Annotated in this window: 17 protein-coding genes and 1 pseudogene; 10 read left to right on the forward strand and 8 right to left on the reverse strand. The window is 52.2% G+C overall.

Features of this window, described 5'->3' with window-relative positions; all coding sequences use genetic code 11:
• Nucleotides 1–18 precede the first annotated feature (18 nt).
• The 4 genes from DQG13_RS07125 to DQG13_RS07140 are packed head-to-tail and all read right to left on the reverse strand — an operon-like array spanning nt 19 to nt 4206.
• Nucleotides 19–246 carry a hypothetical protein gene (locus tag DQG13_RS07125; protein ID WP_113019066.1) on the reverse strand — a complete coding sequence of 76 codons (228 nt, stop codon included), beginning with the start codon at nt 244–246 and terminating at the stop codon, nt 19–21.
• Nucleotides 243–1373 carry a GerAB/ArcD/ProY family transporter gene (locus DQG13_RS07130; protein ID WP_113019067.1) on the reverse strand — a complete coding sequence of 377 codons (1131 nt, stop codon included), beginning with the start codon at nt 1371–1373 and terminating at the stop codon, nt 243–245. The genes DQG13_RS07125 and DQG13_RS07130 overlap by 4 nt, the downstream gene beginning before the upstream one ends.
• Nucleotides 1373–2581 carry a Ger(x)C family spore germination protein gene (locus DQG13_RS07135; RefSeq protein ID WP_113019068.1) on the reverse strand — a complete coding sequence of 403 codons (1209 nt, stop codon included), beginning with the start codon at nt 2579–2581 and terminating at the stop codon, nt 1373–1375. The genes DQG13_RS07130 and DQG13_RS07135 overlap by 1 nt, the downstream gene beginning before the upstream one ends.
• Nucleotides 2578–4206, reverse strand: a complete 1629-nt coding sequence (locus DQG13_RS07140) for a spore germination protein (RefSeq protein ID WP_113019069.1) — start codon at nt 4204–4206, stop codon at nt 2578–2580. The genes DQG13_RS07135 and DQG13_RS07140 overlap by 4 nt, the downstream gene beginning before the upstream one ends.
• Before the next feature lie 228 nt (nt 4207–4434).
• Here DQG13_RS07140 and DQG13_RS07145 point away from each other — a divergent pair, with 228 nt between their 5' ends.
• The 6 genes and pseudogenes from DQG13_RS07145 to DQG13_RS07165 all read left to right on the forward strand — a co-directional run bounded on the left by DQG13_RS07145 (nt 4435) and on the right by DQG13_RS07165 (nt 9358).
• Nucleotides 4435–5706 carry a Glu/Leu/Phe/Val family dehydrogenase gene (locus DQG13_RS07145; RefSeq protein WP_258525506.1) on the forward strand — a complete coding sequence of 424 codons (1272 nt, stop codon included), beginning with the start codon at nt 4435–4437 and terminating at the stop codon, nt 5704–5706.
• A gap of 49 nt (nt 5707–5755) precedes the next feature.
• Nucleotides 5756–6733 carry a diaminopimelate dehydrogenase gene (locus DQG13_RS07150; RefSeq protein WP_113019071.1) on the forward strand — a complete coding sequence of 326 codons (978 nt, stop codon included), beginning with the start codon at nt 5756–5758 and terminating at the stop codon, nt 6731–6733.
• A 182-nt stretch (nt 6734–6915) separates the two neighbouring features.
• Nucleotides 6916–7116 (forward strand): annotated as a pseudogene (locus DQG13_RS31835) (Ada metal-binding domain-containing protein); the annotation flags it as partial.
• A 72-nt stretch (nt 7117–7188) separates the two neighbouring features.
• The gene (locus tag DQG13_RS07155; RefSeq protein ID WP_258525507.1) at nt 7189–8376 is read left to right on the forward strand and encodes a DNA-3-methyladenine glycosylase 2; all 1188 of its coding nucleotides are present in this window, start codon (nt 7189–7191) and stop codon (nt 8374–8376) included.
• An 11-nt stretch (nt 8377–8387) separates the two neighbouring features.
• Nucleotides 8388–8927 carry a methylated-DNA--[protein]-cysteine S-methyltransferase gene (locus DQG13_RS07160; RefSeq protein WP_113019073.1) on the forward strand — a complete coding sequence of 180 codons (540 nt, stop codon included), beginning with the start codon at nt 8388–8390 and terminating at the stop codon, nt 8925–8927.
• 155 nt (nt 8928–9082) lie between these two features.
• A complete protein-coding gene (locus DQG13_RS07165) occupies nt 9083–9358 on the forward strand; it encodes a hypothetical protein (RefSeq protein WP_258525508.1) in 276 nt (91 codons plus the stop codon).
• Nucleotides 9359–9528: 170 nt separating this feature from the next.
• Here the strand turns inward: DQG13_RS07165 and DQG13_RS07170 are convergent, their stop codons facing one another.
• The 4 genes from DQG13_RS07170 to DQG13_RS07185 are packed head-to-tail and all read right to left on the reverse strand — an operon-like array spanning nt 9529 to nt 12381.
• A complete protein-coding gene (locus tag DQG13_RS07170) occupies nt 9529–10242 on the reverse strand; it encodes an ABC transporter permease (protein ID WP_113019074.1) in 714 nt (237 codons plus the stop codon).
• A complete protein-coding gene (locus DQG13_RS07175; RefSeq protein WP_113019075.1) occupies nt 10239–10940 on the reverse strand; it encodes an ABC transporter in 702 nt (233 codons plus the stop codon). The genes DQG13_RS07170 and DQG13_RS07175 overlap by 4 nt, the downstream gene beginning before the upstream one ends.
• A complete protein-coding gene (locus DQG13_RS07180) occupies nt 10937–11791 on the reverse strand; it encodes an ABC transporter ATP-binding protein (protein WP_113019076.1) in 855 nt (284 codons plus the stop codon). The genes DQG13_RS07175 and DQG13_RS07180 overlap by 4 nt, the downstream gene beginning before the upstream one ends.
• Nucleotides 11788–12381, reverse strand: coding sequence for a TetR/AcrR family transcriptional regulator (locus tag DQG13_RS07185; protein ID WP_113019077.1), 594 nt, complete (start codon nt 12379–12381; stop codon nt 11788–11790). The genes DQG13_RS07180 and DQG13_RS07185 overlap by 4 nt, the downstream gene beginning before the upstream one ends.
• A 774-nt stretch (nt 12382–13155) precedes the next feature.
• Between DQG13_RS07185 and sucC the strand changes: the two genes are divergently transcribed.
• From sucC to topA, 4 genes are all read left to right on the forward strand, one after another.
• Nucleotides 13156–14322, forward strand: a complete 1167-nt coding sequence (gene sucC, locus DQG13_RS07190; protein WP_113019078.1) for an ADP-forming succinate--CoA ligase subunit beta — start codon at nt 13156–13158, stop codon at nt 14320–14322.
• Nucleotides 14323–14352: 30 nt separating this feature from the next.
• Nucleotides 14353–15285 carry a succinate--CoA ligase subunit alpha gene (gene sucD / locus DQG13_RS07195; protein WP_113019079.1) on the forward strand — a complete coding sequence of 311 codons (933 nt, stop codon included), beginning with the start codon at nt 14353–14355 and terminating at the stop codon, nt 15283–15285.
• 94 nt (nt 15286–15379) lie between these two features.
• Entirely contained in the window at nt 15380–16486 is a 1107-nt protein-coding gene (gene dprA, locus DQG13_RS07200) for a DNA-processing protein DprA (protein WP_113019080.1), read from the forward strand.
• A 44-nt stretch (nt 16487–16530) separates the two neighbouring features.
• A complete protein-coding gene (gene topA, locus DQG13_RS07205; RefSeq protein ID WP_113019081.1) occupies nt 16531–18636 on the forward strand; it encodes a type I DNA topoisomerase in 2106 nt (701 codons plus the stop codon).
• Nucleotides 18637–18701: the final 65 nt, after the last annotated feature.

Below are 18701 nucleotides of genomic sequence, written 5' to 3' on the forward strand. Positions count from 1 at the left end.
AAGCAGCAAGCCGGAGACCTAAGAAATTTTGAAGCTCAGTCCCAAGATATCCCTATAAAATGCCTGAATCGCTTTGATTGGGCTTGGCACGTTGATATCCAAAGCCACGGCTACCCCAAGTGCCAGCACCAAGAGAAAGAGAATCGAATAGATGGCGAGGTCGCGCCACCGTTTGCGTTTGACCATATTGGGCAGGTCAAGCATGGCGATACCGGAAAATGATATTATGATCATGATTAGCTTCATGCCTTCACCTCCTGAACTTTTCCAATCTTGCTCAAGAAAGCTACCAACAGGGATACAGCCGGCAGCAGAAGCTCAAAAGTCAGCGAAAAGAAAGGCGCAGTGGTCGCCCCCCAATCCCTATTTTCCATTATGGATTCAAAAACGATAAGCGAATAGAAGAATACAAGTGCTGCAGACAGAAGCGTGAGCGGCGGATAACTTTTCTGACTTAGGGGCCGCTCTCTATTTTTTCGACCCAGCATATGAGTTAATCCCAGTACAAAGGCATACAGCAGAATGCAAATCTTAAATAAAAATAGAAGTACCAGCACCACAGCATAAATGCTTTCCATCCGAGTAAGGGTGTCCCCAAGACTCACATAGCGTAAGGATTCAAAGGATGGCAGTGTAACGATAAAAACAAGAGGACCAAGGGTTACGGTATCACGCACCATGGCAAATGCCATGGAAATGGCCGAAAGGAGCAAGCCGAGGAGAAGAGGCTTTGCCGTTTTTTTCGGCTTTTCAAGCATGGGAGTAATCATTGTGAAGGCTAAAATCTCGCCCATCGGGAGCGCTGACACAGAAACTGTTCCCTGCACGTATTTCATGAGCTCCAATTGAAAAAAAGGCTTTAGAAATCCGGGCTGTATGTCCTTGAGAACCAGAATGGAATGGATAACCACTGCTCCCACGGCAATGATGCCTAAGAAAGTGGATAGATGCATGAGATTTTCCATTCCCTGACGAATTGCGTAGACACATCCAAGCAGGGAAAGGAGAATAACCGCTGCGATGGGAGTCTCCGGCATTAAGTACTGCACTACAAAACCCCCGAGATCACGGACATTGAGGGCAGCAAGCGATAGAAAGAAGAACAAATATAAAGCAGATACAACCTTTCCCACAATCGGGCCGAATACCATATCGTCAATCTCGATCAGATTTTTTCCGGGAAATTCCCGCAGCAGTGCAGCGTAGATAGCCACAATCGGAATCGTAAACAAAAAACCGGTAGCGGCCATGGCCCAGGAATCCTGACGGGTTACACTGATAATGTAGCCGGAACGCAGTACAGTAGCCTGCATGAAGCAAAACACTGCAAACATCAGAGCTTTTGAGGATATGCTTCCCATTGCAGTTCTCATTATGCACCTCCCGGAATTATCGGCTGTGCCAAACCGCCTGAGAAGCGCAGTTTGACATCCACCCGGATATCAAGTTCAATTTGGGGAAACATGGTATCCCAGTTTTTCTTCATCGCTTCCCAATCCTTGGGATAATCGCGGCGAATTGCCTCGCCAAATCCGAACACATCAGCGGACAGCGTTCTTGCTTGCGCCAGTACGTTTTGAATGTCCGACTGGATAGCTTCCTTCATGAGTTCCTTCAGCATTTCAACATTCTCTATGCGAGACATATTCTGGGTGGTTTCGTTGCTTTCAATTGCTCCATCCTCATGGACGGTAAGCTCCATCCGGATCGTTCCGTCTTCAGCTTTTACAGGTTTCAAGATGCTGTTGGCGTGAAGAAACTCCAGAATAACCTGTCCCCAATCTGTATTTACGGTTAGTGCCCCGCTTTGGGCCTTATTCGTCACCCAAAGCAGTCCCCTTGTCTGTGCTACGTCAAGCTCCCCGATCATCTTTCCCTGTTTGAAAACTGCCGTACCATCAAGCTTGACCTTATTCTTTCCCTCCTCGGATTTATATAGCTTGATTATCGGGGCCACTGGGGATCTGGAATCACTCATCGTGGCGATAACAAAATCGCGCAGGGTTATAACCACTGTCTCAGAATTTAATTTCTGGTTTTCCATCATGGCGTAAAGATGAAGCGCCGGCACTTTTTCCAGATCAGCCTCCTCCTCCAATATCTTGGAAGCCTTGCCTCTCGAAATCAGGAGTTGGACATCCATACGCCCTTCATAATCGCGTGTGAATGCGTCCAACCCTTCTGCCATGTCCAGCTTTGCTAAATCGCTGCTGAAAATAAGCACCTTATTGTGCGAAAAATACAATCTTCGGTTCTGCATATGTGTGACTCCCCGTACAGCAGAGAGTACGCTTTGGTCGGCATAACTGATGTTCACATACGCTTTTTCACTGGTCCTGCTGCCTTGGGAGCTTGCGCTGGATCCCATCTCTGACGCTTTCACCACTTGTGCCGTCAGCTTCAGGGAGTCCGGCTGATTGCTTGTATCCAGACCAGTGCCGACAACGATGGCTATGTTGCTAAGCTCCCGCTGGCTCCAGCAGCCGGTCAGGCATGAGATCAGCAATATGCAGTTCAAAAGAACAGCGGCACAGCTCCGTTTCCTCCAAATTTTTAAGCAAGATGTAAACGTTTTTGTCATGATTCTTCACTCCGATTGCCTTTATTGCCAGTGGACGGATCATATGAAGCTGGGATTTCTTGCCGTTTCAAATCCTGTGGATTTATCGCACGGGGACGAGTATGCATAGCCCAGAGCGGGGCACGCACAGCGGTATCCTTCAGATCGTTTGGTTGAAACGGCGCCAATGGCGCCAGATAATGGGCGCCGAAAGATCTTAGCGAAGTAAGGTGGATGAGCAAAACAAACAGACCTATGGTGATGCCAAAGCTTCCCATGGTAGAGGCCAGGATCAGCAGGAACCATCTCAAAAGCGAAACAGCATCCGAGATAAAAGGAATTGCAAAGCTGGACACAGCGGTGATTGCGACGACAATAACAACCGGTGCGCCCACTATTCCGGCCTGTACAGCCGCTTCTCCCATTACCAGGGCGCCTACGATGCTGATGGTCTGGCCCATGGACCGTGGCATGCGGATTCCGGCTTCCCGCAGGATTTCAAAAATAAGCATCATGATGCCCATCTCCACAGCCGCGGGAAAAGGAGTGCCTTCACTGGATGCTGCCATCGTAAATAACAATGTAGTCGGGATCAGCTCCTGGTGATAGGTAGTGAATGCTATATACAGGGCGGGAGTAAGGAGGCTGATAACAAACGCGATCAACCGCAGCAAGCGCATCCAGGTAGCGTAATGGCTGCGCGTAATGTAATCCTCTGCGTTTTGGAAATTTTCGATAAACAGCATCGGCACTGTCATCACAAAAGGTGTACCGTCCACGGCCACGGCAACTCGGCCCTCCAGCAGCTTCCCCGCAACGGCGTCCGGCTTTTCGCTGCACCAAATAGTGGGAAAAACGGTGAACGGCGAGTCTTCGATATACTGCTCCACGTAGCCTGTGGCCAGTATTGCGTCTACATCGATTTTCTTTAAGCGGCGTTGGACTTCATTTACCAGACCCGGATCTGCGATTCCATCTATATAGAGGATGTTTATCAGCGTATGCGTGCGCTTTCCGAGCACCGTGGAACGGATTTTGAGTGCCGGGTCTTTTATCTTCCGGCGAATCATGGCCGTATTTGTACGCAGATTCTCCGTAAAGCCCTCCCGCGGACCCCGGACGGCCGTTTCACTGTTAGGTTCTGCAACAGCTCTTTTTTCCCAGCCTTTTGCTCCTATGTCCAGCGCCTTGCAAAAACCATCTGCAAGAAACACTGCATTTCCTGATAGGCAGGCTTCCACTACTTCGTTATGGGTGTAGACGGTTCTTACTTCTCCCACGGCCAGAAGCCTGTCCCGAATTTGATCCATACTCGTAATATCGGACGTTTCCTCTTCGTGGAAAGGATGGCTATTGTGCATAAGCGGCTTTATGATGCTTTCGTTTATCGTTGAAAGGCTAACCAGCCCATCCAAAAAAATCAGCGCGGACTTCACCTCTCCGACCTTATCCATTCCGAAGGAAAATTCGCGGATGATAAGATCGGAGCTGTCCTCAAATATGGCTTTAAGAGTGTGGAGATTCTTTTTGAGACCTCGCGAAAGGAGTTGCGGTCTTTCTTTATTGCTATGGCTAACCTCTTCCGTTTTTCTCTTTTTCTTATGCTGTTCCTTAAAAACCCTAATTAGCTTGATAATATACCGCATTTGGCATTAATCCCTCGATAGTATTCAATATTGATCCAGTACGTTAGCTTTAGTTTGGGGCATTTCTGGTAATTTTATACTGTATCTGAAGCTGTGGAAGGGCACCAAGATTCTGAAAGCGCAGTCATAATATTTTCTCTAAAAAAGACTTTTATAAAGCTCACCTATGATGTAAGATATACTTTAATGCGGTAAACCGTAAATCTGATGGATAGAGGGATGAAGCATATGTCTGGCACACCGACCACAGCACCGGCACAAGAGCATTTAAACCCGTTTGAAATTGTGCAAAAGCAAATTGATGAGGCGGCTGGCCGTTTGCAGCTTCCGCAGCATGTTATCGATATTTTGAAAAAACCCAAGCGCGTCCTGTCTGTCAGCTTCCCTGTGAAAATGGATGATGGCAGCGTCCAGGTATTTGAGGGCTACCGCTCCCAGCATAATGACGCCATCGGTCCGGGGAAAGGCGGCATCCGCTTCCATCCCGATGTTACCCTCGATGAGGTCAAAGCATTGTCCATGTGGATGTCCTTCAAATGCGGCGTAGTGGGCTTGCCTTACGGAGGAGGCAAGGGCGGAGTCATCTGCGATCCGCGCAAGCTGAGCAAAGGCGAGCTGGAGCGCGTCAGCCGCGGCTTCATGGAAGCCATCGCCGATTTTATCGGGCCAGACAAAGACATTCCTGCTCCGGATGTCTACACAACACCGGAAATCATGGGCTGGATGATGGACACCTATAGCCGTCTGAAGGGCGTCAACACGCCGGGCATCATTACCGGCAAGCCCCTCATCCTTGGCGGCTCCAAAGGACGCAACGAGGCCACGGCTCAGGGCTGCGTCTATACGGTGTTGGCTGCCCTGAAGGAACTGGAAATCTCTCCGGTAGGCGCGACAGTCGCGGTGCAAGGCTTCGGCAACGCCGGGCGGATTGCGGCAAGGCTGCTGGCGGAGCAGGGCTGCCGGATTGTGGCTGTCAGCGATTCCAAGGGCGGGCTGTACCAGGCGGAAGGCTTGGACTTGCCCAAGGTATTTGCGTTAAAGGATCATTCCAAGCTGGCCGACTACGGTGCGCCATACGTCATCACGAACGCGGAGCTGTTGGAGCTGGAGGTGGATATCCTCATTCCGGCCGCCCTGGAAAATGTCATTACCGGCGCCAATGCAGGCAATGTCCGGGCCAAAATCATCGCCGAAGCGGCCAATGGCCCCACCACTCCGGAAGCGGATAAAATTTTGCAGGAAATGGGCGTGCTGGTGATCCCCGATATTCTGGCGAATGCGGGCGGTGTAACCGTATCGTATTTTGAATGGGTGCAAAATCTGGCCCAATTTTACTGGACGGAAGAAGAGGTGCGGGAGCGGCTGTCACAGCGGATGCACGCCTCCTATGATGCGGTGCGCGCGTTGTCCCGCGAGCATCGCACCGATCTGCGCACGGCCGCCTTTATGATCTCCATCAAACGCATCAGCGAAGCGATGAGCGCCAGAGGCTGGATCTGATCAAGGCTGGATTTGATCCCGAATAATCGAAGCGGAGGTAATTGCAGCAATGACAAAGCAAATTTCGATAGGCATCGTGGGTTACGGCAATCTGGGACGGGGTGTGGAGGCGGCCATCCGGCAAAATCCCGACTTGAGGCTTGAGGCGATCTTCACGCGCCGCAACCCGGGCAGTGTCCGTGCGGAGTCGCCCATGGTATCCATTGCCGATATTCAATCTTATCAAGGAAAAATCGATGTGCTGATCCTGTGCGGCGGCTCCGCCACCGATCTGCCGGAGCAAGGCCCGGCGCTGGCGAAGCTGTTCAACACGGTGGACAGCTTCGATACCCATGCGCGGATTCCGGAGTATTATGCGGAAGTGGATGCAAGCGCCCGCGCGACGGGTACGGTCAGCGTCATTTCCACCGGCTGGGACCCGGGGCTGTTTTCCCTTAACCGGCTGCTGGCCGAAGCCGTGCTGCCCCAGGGAAATGAATACACCTTCTGGGGCAAAGGCGTAAGCCAGGGCCATTCCGATGCCATCCGCCGTGTCAAGGGCGTCAAGAACGGCATCCAATACACCATTCCCCGCGAAGAAGCGGTGGAGCGGGTGCGCAGCGGTGAATATCCGGTGCTGGCTACCCGGGACAAGCATCTCCGGGAGTGCTTCGTGGTGGCGGAGGAAGGGGCGGATACGGAGGCGATTGCCGAGGAGATTCGCACTATGCCCAACTATTTTGCCGATTATGATACGGTGGTGCATTTCGTAAGCGAGGAGACGCTGGCTGCAGAACACGGTTCCATGCCCCATGGCGGAAATGTGATCCGCAGCGGGCGGACCGGCGCCGGGAATACCCAGATTGTCGAGTTCAGCCTGAAGCTGGACAGCAATCCCGAATTTACCGCCAGCGTGCTGGTTGCCTATGCACGTGCGGCCTATCGCCTGGCGCAAAAGCAACAATCCGGCGCATTTACCGTCTTCGATATTCCGTTTGGCCTGCTTTCGCCGAAATCGCCGGAGCAGCTGCGCAAGGAGCTGCTGTAGAGCCTATTTTGAAATGCCCGGGAGCGGGAGCTTGTGCTTACCATTATAATGTGATGCGGTGTCTGAATCCTTTTGTGGATTCAGGCACTTTTTTTTGTCTTGAAAAACCATGTCCGAAAATGGCCGGACATTTTGGGGAGGCGTGATATAATAAAACCACCTCAGGAAAGGGGGGCGAAAGGATGACAGATCACAAAAATGCTCTGTATGCGGCGTTTAAGGCGAAGGACGCCCGTTTTGACGGACGTTTCTTTGTAGGCATATCGTCCACGGGGATATACTGTCGTCCGGTGTGCCGGGCCAAGCAGCCCAAGCCGGAAAACTGCACTTTTTATCATACGGCAGCGGAAGCGGAGCAAGCGGGATACCGCCCTTGCTTGTTGTGCAGGCCGGAGCTTGCACCCGGCAGCTCCATCACCGACGCCACCGCCAATCTGGTTTATCGGGCGGCGAGGATGCTGGAGGAAAACTGCGGCAGCGGGCTAAGTTTGGACGAGCTTGCCGCACGGCTTGGTTGTACGGACCGGCATCTGCGGCGCGTGTTCGCAGCGGAATATCAGGTGTCGCCGGTTCAGTATCTCCAAACCTGCAGACTGCTCCTTGCCAAAAACCTGCTTACAGACACAGAGCTGCCGGTTCTGGAGGTTGCCATGGCAGCGGGTTTTGGCAGCTTGCGCCGGTTTAACGATCTTTTCAAAAAGCAATATCAGCTTTCGCCGACGGTTCTACGAAAACGGGCTTCGGAGAAAAAAAGGCATAATGGCGGAGTGACTTTAGCTTTAGGCTACCGCCCGCCCTATCCTTGGGAAGACATGCTGAACTTCCTTGCCGGGCGTACCATTGCGGGAATTGATAAGGTACAGAACGGCGAATATATGCGCACCGTGCGTTTAGCAACCGCAGAGAAAAAGGATGTGTACGGTTGGGTGCGGGTAGGGCACCTGCCTAAAAAAAACGCCCTGACCGTCACCCTCAGTGAAGCCTTATTGCCCGTATTGCCGCAGGTTTTGGCGCGGGTGCGGCATTTATTTGACTTGTATTGCGACCCGAATGCGGTATATGAGACCCTCCAGGGAATGAACGACATCCGCCCGGGGCTTTGTGTATTGGGCACCCGCTTGCCGGGATGCTTCGACGCCTTTGAAATGGCGGTGCGGGCCGTGCTTGGACAGCAAATTACGGTGAAAGCCGCAAGCACATTGGCCGCAAGGATGGTTGATGCCTATGGCACGCCGATCCAAACCGGGATTGAGGGATTGACCCATATTTTTCCCTCACCCGAAGATATCCTTGCGTTGAGCGGGCCAATTGAGCATGAGCTTGGCCGGTTAGGTGTAATTGCAGCGCGGGCAAAAACCATTGATGAGCTGGCGCGGGCAATCGCCCAGGGGGAAATTGATGTTAACCTCCCGGCCCGGCCGGAGGAAGAAATGAAGAAGCTGATGACAATCCGCGGCATTGGAAGCTGGACGGCACAGTATATCGCAATGCGGGCGATGGAATGGCCGGATGCTTTCCTTGAAACGGATGCCGGCGTGAAAAAAGCATTGCAGCCCCACACTTCAAAAGAATTGTTGAAAATGGCGGAAGCGTGGCGGCCGTGGCGCAGCTATGCCACCGTCAGCCTTTGGAACTCATTATAAGGAGGCGGCTCATGTATTATAGGACAACATATTCGTCACCCGTAGGAACCATGACCCTTGCATGCGACGGAGATCATCTTGTTGGCTTGTGGTTGGACGGACAAAAGTATTACGGCGGCACCATCTCCGGGGAGATGATGGAGAAAAGCTGCATACCGGTGTTCAAGGCTGCGCACAATTGGCTGGACAGCTATTTTGCCGGTGAAAGGCCCGCCATTTCCCAATTGCCGTTAGCCCCGATTGGCGGAGAGTTTCGCCGGGAAGTATGGGGCATCTTATGTGAGATTCCATATGGCGAGGTAATCACCTACGGCGACATTGCAAAAAGGATGGCCGCGAAGCTGGGAAAGGATCGTATGTCAAGTCAGGCGGTGGGAGGGGCCGTTGGGCACAACCCGATCTCCATCATTATTCCCTGTCACCGGGTTGTAGGCTCAAACGGCAGCTTGACAGGTTATGCAGGCGGTGTTCAAACAAAAGTGAAGCTGCTTGAGCTGGAGGGCGCCGATATGTCCAACCTGTTTGTGCCCAAAAGAGGCACCGCTCTTTAGGGTTCAGCACCCGGGGCTGCTGTTCAGATTTAGGGTTATTTCTCGGGCAATCGCAGATTTAGACAAAATAGTGTCCGATGTTTGCCGATCACCGGATGCTGCCCAAGAATAGAATAACCGGCGGCTGGGGAATACTGGAGATAGAGGTGAGCATAATGACAGATAGCCAAATGCAGGATAAACCCTATTTTTGCCCCAATTGCCGCTCCAACCGGGTGAAGTTCAATGTAGTGACCACTTACAGCCAAAGCTTCATGAAGGATGCCATTAGCGGTTCCGTCACTGTTCAGGAGGAGCCGACGCCCATTGCGGAGGCGGAGCCGAATATCCAATGCCGGGTATGCGGCTTTACCGGCAATGAGCTTCGCTTTGTCAAGCAGGCGGAGAGGGAGCCGCGGCATAACACCTATCCCGGACAAGGGATGCAATGATACGGAAAAGACAAAACACCGCGCTCTGGGGAGCCGGTGTTTTTTTACCACATCAGAATGTTTAAGTTCTTTATAGCGCTAAAGCGCGTAAGGCAAACATTCTGATTGGCGATAAAAACTTCCGCTAAACGCGGTCGCTCATCTTCGAGATACTCCGATAGGAGTTTTTCTCATTTGTATATCCGCTTCTGAAACTTTCTCGTAAAAATGACAATCCAAAGTAAACAAAAGAGTAATCCCATAATAATCGAGAATAGGCTTATGTCCTTCATCATCATTTTTCCAATCCAAAACGACGGAAGAAATGCAGCTAACAGCGCATAGGGGGCGGGAATAAACCACACGGTCACAAGCCCCAACAGGCTAACGCCTGCCAATTTTGATATGGCAAGCCCCTCCACACGATTTCCGGCGATAGATACAATCATCATTGCCAATGCGCTCCCCATTAGTGTACTAATGAAAGAGCTGCACACTATCGCGCCTATGGACAAACCCGATATGTTAAAAACCGCCGCCGCAAAACCCGTTACAAGCAAGGAATAGACCATAGGAAAGCCGATACGCGCCATTAGATAGGCATAGCCCTCTGTCGGCGTAATTTGATAAAACGCGCCGATACCCTCGTCCCGTTCTTCAAGCAATAGGAACGCTGACACCATGGCCATTAGCATAGGCGTTAGGCAAATGAGCAAGCCATCCACAAGTCCGTACCACGGTATCAGTGAAAAAGATAACATATCCTCCAATATTTGGTTTGCAAAGGGAATAGCCAACTTGAAAATCAGCCCAATCAAAAACGGCGCGGGTAACAGCACAAGTAACATTCCATCTCTTGTAATCTGCCTTATTCCAATTTGAAACAATTTAACGGTTTGCCTCATGATCTCTCACCACCCTCTGTTTGCATAGCGACAGGTATTCTTTTCGTCGTCAAAAGAAGTGCAACCCCGAGCCAGAGTATAAGAATAATATATAGCCAAATTGTTTCGCCGCCGTTCATGCCGATGGAATGGCCGATGATACGCCACAGCGCAACGCCGGGCAGCACATCAAAAATCGGAAGCGACAGACCAAAGACCGCCAATATCGGGGGAAGTGAAACAAATATTTCAAGCGGCGTGACAAGTATCATGTAGTGGTTGACGCTTCGCGCGTATGACGCAACAAACAGCCCAAAACTCGTGAAAACCATTGAACCCACAAAAACGCTAATGCTTAATGTGAAAAAATCAGCCTGTTCTTTTAACCCGATCAATACAAGAAGGCAACTGGCCAATGTGGAAATAACGGACAGCGATACCGCTTTGGATAAGATATATTCCACTGGGCGCAAGGGGGAAATGCCCCAATAGTCATGTAGTCCCTCACCTTTTTCCAAAAGCCATATCCCGCCGATGAAAAATGTGCCGAGCATGACCGGGTCGGTCAAAATAATGATGGACGCAACCGTTTTTTTGTATTCTCCCGGGACGACAAACAATATCGCTATGTAAATAGCCGTGATAAAAGCATAGAGAAAATAAAAACCGTATTTCACTTGATACCGAACATCATTCGCGAAAGCGGAAAAAAATCTCATTGTAAACACCTGCCCGTCAGCGCGATAAACACATCTTCAAGTGTTTGCTCTTTTGAGTGAATACTTTTCAAGACTCCCGCTTTTAAGGCTGTTTCAAACTCCGCAGATTTTCCAAGTTCCGCAAGCAGACAGCTTTTTTCTATCTCTTGCCTGCCTTGCATAAAACTGAACGCCACTTTTGTATCCGCTCCGCTCTGCCTTAGAGCATGGGGGGTGTTAAGGGCTTTGATTTTTCCGTCAACGATAAAGGCCACACGGTCACAAAGCTCCTCTGCGTCGTGCATATTGTGGGTTGTTAAGATAATTGTTTTACCCGTCGCCTTTTGCTCCAAAATCATATCTTTGAGCGTTCTAGCGTTCGCGGGGTCAAGCCCGCTTGTAGGTTCGTCCAAAAAAAGCAGTTCGGGGCGGTGCATTAGACAACGGACAAAGCCGAGCCGCATTTTCATCCCTTTAGAAAAATCCCCAACCTTTTTATTTGCGTCGTTTTGAAGCCCGACCTTTTCAAGCAATTCCATTGGAGCAATAGCCTTTGCATTATATAAAGAAGCAAAGTAATTCAAGTTTTCGAGCGCGGTAAACTTGCTATAAAAGTTGGGAAACTCAAAGTCGACGCCAATTTTTTCATAATAATCGCTTGTTCGGTTTTTCACTTCATTGTCAAACACGCGCACAGTTCCGCGATAGTCGCGGAGTACGCCGGTGAGTATCTTTTGCATGGTGCTTTTCCCCGCGCCGGACGGGCCGAGAAAACCAAAGATTTCCCCTTGTTTTACCGCAAAGCTGATACCCTGTATCGTATCTGCTTTGGTGCCAGGATATTTGAGAAAGACATTTTGAACACTAATCATTTATTTTCCCTCACAATCTCTTTCAGAATGCCATCCAACATGATATTGATAATTTCCGTGCGTATTTTTTCTTCCTCTTGCGACAGATTGAAAAAGTTAACGGCCAACATTTGCAATATTTTCGTCACAACAGAAATATCGCAAGTAAAATGAACGCCGTATTGTTCCAGCTTCAAAAGCTCTGCGCTATCATCTTTTGTATGCGCTTCAATCACTTCTTTGGGCAATTTGCGAAACAAGTAATCGGTTGTATCACCATCAATGCTCTGAATAAGGGGATATCGGCTAAATTGTCCAAGCATAAACATAACCGTTTGCTTTACGAGTTCGCGGGGTGATAAGTCGGAATGTTCTTGTAAAAAGGCAACCATTTCTGACCACATTTTCTCTTGCTGGCTCACCGCAATATCCATAAAAAGATGTTCTTTGCTTGGATAGAAAGCATAAAACGAGCCTTTGGCAATGCCAGTCGCCGCAATAATTTCATCAATAGAAACTTTCTTGAGGCCGAACGTGGTAAATAACCGCTCTCCTTCCGTTAGTAGCCGTTGCCGTATGACCTCTTTTTCGTTATCACTAAATCGTGGCATAAGCGCTCCTCCAATTAATATGACTAAAACAAATTTTATAGTCATATTGATTATATCATTGCTTTTATGCGTGTCAATGACTAACGAAAGAGACTATATTTTGCCTTTCCGCTAACTGGCAAGCAGGGCAACTGTGGCCACAGTTGCACATTTTTTGTAGTTTTCCCTGCGGTCAAACCACAAAAAATTGCTTGTTGGGGCCAGCCCGTGAGAGTCCCGCGGTTGGCAGATATTCCATGCGCCTTCTTAGGCGCGTGCTAGTACCATGCCCTTATAGGGCTGATGGAAGCCATCGGCTAAGCCGGTGGTTATGAGTTTGCCGGGTTTGTCCGGGCGGAGGGAATATCCATGGTGCTGCGGGGGCAGGGGCGGTGGTGCAGATATCCGTGAGGGGCCAGAATATCTGCTGGTCGCGGACAGACGAGCCGCTTCCAGAGGTGCCGGTCGGAGGGGCGGAAGCACAGAGCCCCCCTGAGATGCCCGTTAAGGGACTACGCAGTAGAGGGGAACCGGGAAGTGGCAAAGAGCATATGGGAGCACCTTTCTAAAAATATAATAATTCGCATATAAAAATAAAGGCAAAATTTTCGCGGGCATGATACAATATGAAAAGGTTTTCTAAATTGTCATAATTGACGATTGTGTGAAGGATTATTTACCCAGTTAAGCGAATACAACTATTACCTGCATCCGTGAGTAACAGCAGCCGCAGCAAAGGGCAGCTCCGTCCGCTATGGGGCGGTGTTGCATAATGAATGAGGGAGGACTCGGGCCATGAATATCCATGAGTATCAGGGCAAGGCTGTATTGAAGCAATACGGAGTCGCGGTTCCCGATGGCATCGTTGCGTTTTCAGCGGAGGAAGCAGTGGAAGCGGCCGAGGCTTTAGGAACGAGCGTGGTGGTGGTGAAGGCGCAGATTCATGCCGGAGGCCGCGGCAAGGCGGGAGGCGTAAAGGTGGCCCGCAATCTGGAGGAAGTCCGGAGCTTTGCGGAGCAGATTCTCGGCAAGGTGCTGGTGACCCATCAGACCGGTCCGGAGGGCAAGGTGGTGAAGCGGCTTTTGATTGAACAGGGCTGCGACATTCAGAAGGAATATTACCTCGGCGTAGTGGTGGACCGGGCAACTGGCCGAGTGGTGATGATGGCGTCGGAGGAAGGGGGCACCGAGATTGAAGAGGTGGCGGCCCGTACCCCCGAGAAAATCTTTAAGGAAGTGATCGATCCGGCCGTAGGGCTGCAGGCTTTCCAAGCCCGGAAGCTTGCCTTTGCCATCCGCATCCCGGATAAGCTGGTGTCGAAGGCTGTCGCATTTATGACAGCGCTTTACAATGCTTTTGTGGATAAGGATTGTTCCATTGCGGAGATCAATCCCCTTGTGGTAACCGGCGACGGCCAGGTGATGGCCTTGGATGCCAAGCTGAACTTCGATTCCAACGCGTTGTACCGGCACCCGGATATTCAGGCGCTGCGGGATTTGGACGAGGAGGACGAGAAGGAAATTGAAGCCTCCAAGTTTGGCCTCTCCTACATTGCCTTGGACGGCAATATCGGCTGTATGGTCAACGGCGCGGGTCTGGCTATGGCGACGATGGATATTATCAAATATTACGGCGGGGAGCCGGCCAATTTCCTGGATGTTGGCGGAGGCGCTACCGCCGAAAAGGTGACGGAGGCCTTCAAGATTATATTGAAGGATGAGCAGGTAAAAGGGATTTTCGTCAATATTTTCGGCGGGATCATGCGTTGCGATGTGATTGCCGGAGGCGTTATCGAGGCGGCTAAGCAGGTGGGGCTGGACCGGCCCTTGGTGGTCCGGCTGGAGGGCACCAATGTGGAGCAGGGCAAGCGGCTCTTGGGGGAATCGGGCCTGAATATTATTGCGGCGGATTCCATGGCCGACGGGGCGCAGAAGATTGTGGCACAGGTGGGCAGGGTCTAATCCATATCCTTCCGGGGAGGAGCGGTAGATATGAGCATTCTGGTAAACAAACACACCAAGGTGATTACGCAGAATATGACAGGAGCCACAGGCATGTTCCATACCAAAGGCGGCCTGGAGTACGGCACTCAGATGGTGGCCGGGGCGGTTCCCGGCAAGGGCGGGCTTAAAGTGGATTTTTCTTTGGAAAACGGGACAACAGTCCAGCTTCCGGTGTATAATACGGTAAGCGAAGCCAAGGAGGCCACAGGCGCCAACGCTTCGGTGATTTATGTTCCCCCGGCCTTCGCGGCGGATGCCATCATGGAGGCGGTGGATGCCGATCTGGATTTGTGCATCTGCATAACGGAGGGAATTCCCGTATTGGATATGGTCCGTGTGAAGCGGTTCATGGAAGGGAAGCGCACCCGGCTGATCGGCCCCAACTGTCCCGGCGTCATCACGCCCGGGGAATGCAAAATCGGGATTATGCCCGGGTATATCCATATGCCCGGCCACGTAGGCGTGGTTTCCCGCAGCGGCACCCTCACCTATGAGGCGGTTCATCAGCTGACCACCCGCGGCATCGGCCAGTCCAGCGCCGTCGGCATTGGCGGCGATCCGGTGAAGGGCTCCGAATTTATCGATATCCTCAAGCTGTTTAATGAAGATCCGGATACCCATGCCGTGATTATGATCGGCGAGATCGGCGGCACCGCCGAGGAGGAAGCGGCGGAATGGGTGGCGGCCAACATGACCAAGCCGGTAGTGGGTTTTATCGGCGGCCAGACGGCTCCCGCAGGCAAGCGCATGGGCCATGCCGGCGCCATTATTTCCGGCGGCAAGGGCACCGCGGCAGAGAAGGTGGCGGTGATGGAGCGCTGCGGCATCCGGGTTGCGCCCACCCCTGCAGAGATGGGGGCCACCCTTGTTTCCGTTCTGGAAGACAAGGGCATTCTCCAGCATTGCGTTACCAGCTCATAATCCATACGGATAGGCAAGCAGCCTTCCGATTATTCGCGTCAAACGCGGAGATCGGAGGGCTTTTTATTTTATGACTAAAGGAGACTGAAAACTCATGAATCATCATCATGTATTAGTGGCTTTGCATGAAATGGAAGGCATCGGCTGGAAGACCATCCGGCAGCTTGCGGACTATTTTCCCGACCTGGCAGAATTGGCCGGTCTTTCACCGGGGCAATTGGCCAGGCTGCACCTGGCCCCCGGCAAGGCGGAGCTTTTGTCCAGGGGTCTGTCCCGGGACTATCTGCAGCGGGTCGAGGAGGCATATGCCCGATCCCCGATTGTCCCTATTGCCAGGGGAGACGAGGACTATCCCCCTTTCCTGAATGAGACGGCGGCTCCTCCGTGGGTGATCTATACCATCGGAAGGAGGGAGCTGCTCCGGAGGTATGCCATCGCCATGGTAGGTACCCGCACCCCCACCGTATACGGCAAAAGAGTCGCCTCCCGGATGGCGGAGGAGCTGTCCCAGTCGGATGTGTGTGTCGTCAGCGGCATGGCCAGAGGCATTGACGGGGAAGCCCATGAGGGTGCGCTGAAGGGAACGGGGAGCACCATCGCGGTGCTGGGCTGCGGGATCGATGTGATTTATCCCCGGGAGCATACGCTTTTGTACCGGAAAATCGCCGAGCAGGGTTTGGTTATGTCGGAGTATCCGCCCGGCACACCGGTGGCTCAGGGATTGTTCCCCCAGCGCAACCGGATTATCGCCGGATTGTCCCTGGGTACGGTGGTGGTGGAGGCGGCGGCCAGAAGCGGCTCCCTGATTACCGCCACATATGCGGAAAGCGAGTCCCGGGACGTATTTGCCGTTCCCGGCCAGATTACCTCGCCCAAAAGCAGGGGCGCCCATGATCTGATCCGCGATAACAAGGCCAAGCTTGTTGCGTCGGCCGGAGATATTTTATCCGAATACGGGCACCTGCCGGGCTTTGGCCGGAATAGCCTGGAGGCGATGGCGTACACTAGAGAATACATTCCTGCATTAACCGCGGAAGAGGAGCGGGTGGCGGCGGTTTTGGCGGATGGTCCCGCCTCCATCGACGAGCTGATAGAGCGCTTGCAAACAAATTTTGGACATTTGCATTCAATTCTGTTATCTTTACAGTTGAAGAAGAGGATCGAGCAACTTCCGGGCTCGTTATATATGCTTCTATCATAAAGATCAGCAGGAACCATTCAAATATCCAGGGGGGAGGAAGGCAAATGGCAGACTCGCTAGTTATTGTGGAATCGCCCGCCAAAGCCAAAACCATCGGGAAATACCTGGGCAGCAAATATATCGTGAAGGCTTCCATGGGCCATATCCGTGACCTTCCGAAGAGCCAAATGGGCGTCGAGGTCGACAACAATTTTGAACCCAAATATATTACCATCCGCGGCAAGGGGGACATTCTCAAGGAATTGAAGGATGCCCGCAAAAAAGTGAAAAAGGTTTATCTGGCGGCTGACCCTGACCGCGAAGGGGAAGCGATTGCCTGGCATCTGGCCCATTATCTGGACCTGGATGATACGGAAGAATGCCGGGTGGTGTTTAATGAGATTACCAAGCAGGCGGTGAAGGATGCCTTCAAAACGCCCCGGCCCATCAACAAGGATCTGGTCAACGCCCAGCAGGCAAGACGGATTCTGGACCGGCTGGTGGGTTATAAGATCAGCCCGCTTCTGTGGAAGAAGGTCAAGAAGGGCCTGTCCGCAGGCCGCGTGCAGTCCGTTGCCGTGAAGCTGATCAATGACCGGGAGAATGAGATCAAGGCGTTTATCCCGGAGGAGTATTGGAGCATTACCGTGCAGCTCAAGTCCGGTGCCAACGGCTTCGAGGCCAAGTATTACGGCACAGGCGGGCAAAAGCAGGAGCTTCATAAGGAAGCGGAGGTTCAGGCCATTCTCCAGGGTCTGGAGGGCGCCGATTTCATCGTATCCGAGGTAAGGGAGAAGGAGCGGACCCGCAACCCTTCAGCCCCCTTTATTACCAGTACGATGCAGCAGGAAGCGGCCAGAAAGCTGAATTTCCGCGCCTCCAAAACCATGTCGGTGGCCCAGCAGCTGTACGAGGGCATCGATTTGGGCAAAGAGGGGATTGTAGGTCTTATCACCTACATGCGTACGGATTCCACCCGGATTTCACCGGTGGCCCAGGAGGAAGCCAAGGGCTTCATTCTGGAGAAGTACGGCGAAGCCTATTATCCGGAGACCCCCAGGCAATATGTGAAAAAAGCCGCCAACGCCCAGGACGCTCATGAAGGCATCCGGCCCAGCTCGGTGCTGCGGACTCCCGAGGAGGTTAAGGAATTCCTTAGCCGCGACCAATTCCGGCTGTATAAGCTGGTCTGGGAACGTTTCGTCGCCAGCCAGATGTCCTCCGCCGTAATGGATACCATGACCGTGGATATTCTTGCCGGGGACTCCATGTTCCGGGCGGTTGGCTCCAAGGTGAAATTCCCCGGCTTTATGAAGGTATATGTGGAAAGCAGCGACGAGGAGACCCCTTCCGGCGATGAAGAGAAGTTCCTGCCCCCCCTGGCCAAGGATGATGTGCTGAAGCGGGAGGCTGTGGAGCCCAAGCAGCATTTCACCCAGCCGCCTCCCCGGTATTCCGAAGCCCGACTCGTGCGTGCGCTGGAGGAGATGGGCATCGGCAGACCCAGCACCTATGCGCCGATTCTGGAAACCATCCAGAAGCGCGGCTATGTGGCTTTGGAGGAAAAGCGGTTTATTCCCACGGAGCTTGGGGAGCTGGTGATCGAGCTGATGGAGGAGTTTTTTCCGGAAATTCTCGACGTGGATTTTACCGCCCAGATGGAGGAGGAGCTTGACCATGTGGAGGAAGGCCGCGAAAACTGGGTGAAGGTATTAAGCGGGTTCTATGAATCCTTCGAGAAGCGCCTTGAGGTTGCGGAAGAGGAAATGAAGGAAATCGAAATCCAGGATGAGGTTTCCGACGAGCTTTGCGAGAAATGCGGCCGCCATATGGTCTACAAAATGGGCCGCTTCGGCAAATTCCTGGCCTGCTCGGGCTTCCCCGATTGCCGCAACACCAAGCCGATTATTAAGGGCACCGGCGTGGTGTGCCCCTCCTGCAACAAGGGAACCATCGTGGAGCGCCGCAGCAAGAAGGGAAGAGTATTCTTCGGCTGCGACCGCTATCCGGAGTGCGACTTCGTCTCCTGGGACCGCCCGGTGGGACGGAACTGCCCGGAATGCGGCCAGATGCTCATTACCAAAACCAACCGCAACGGCACGGTAATCCAGTGCTCCAAATGCGATTATAAAGAGGAACCGGCTGAGGAAGCCGCGGACTTCGAGGATTAAGTCTCTAACCGGTCAGATGGCGCGCTTCTATTCATGATGGGATGCTTAAACGGCAGACAGCGAAT

Source organism: Paenibacillus sp. YN15 (assembly GCF_003285005.1).
Taxonomy (GTDB): domain Bacteria; phylum Bacillota; class Bacilli; order Paenibacillales; family NBRC-103111; genus Paenibacillus_AR.